This window comes from Photobacterium sp. R1 (genome assembly GCF_054600795.1).
Genome location: NZ_BAAHZP010000670.1, coordinates 1 through 261, shown reverse-complemented (window position 1 = coordinate 261; position 261 = coordinate 1). Strand labels below are relative to the sequence as shown.

At 58.6% G+C, this 261-nt stretch carries 1 protein-coding gene; it reads right to left on the bottom strand.

Going from position 1 to position 261, the window contains the following annotated elements; translation table 11 throughout:
• Positions 1-26 precede the first annotated feature (26 nt).
• On the bottom strand, positions 27-261 hold a 235-nt coding region (locus tag ACYP03_RS26760; RefSeq protein ID WP_459782772.1), incomplete at its 5' end, for a hypothetical protein.

Here is a 261-nt window from a genome sequence, read left to right as displayed (position 1 = left end):
CGTGTGTTCTAACGTTGCATCCCATGTCAGAGGGCCGACGGCTGGCATCCAAGTCCCGCCGCAGTCCTGGCCCTGTGCCCGTGCTGCATTGACTGCTGCCAGCATTTCATCAGCCAAGGATTGATTTGATTCGCCTGAGCCAGCTTGATCTGTGCCACCTGTATTTGAGCCAGTGCCAGTACCCGTTCCGGTCGATCCTGAACCCGAAGAACCGCCTGTCGTCTGACCGCCACCTTCAGTGGTTGGCCGCTCTGAAGAACC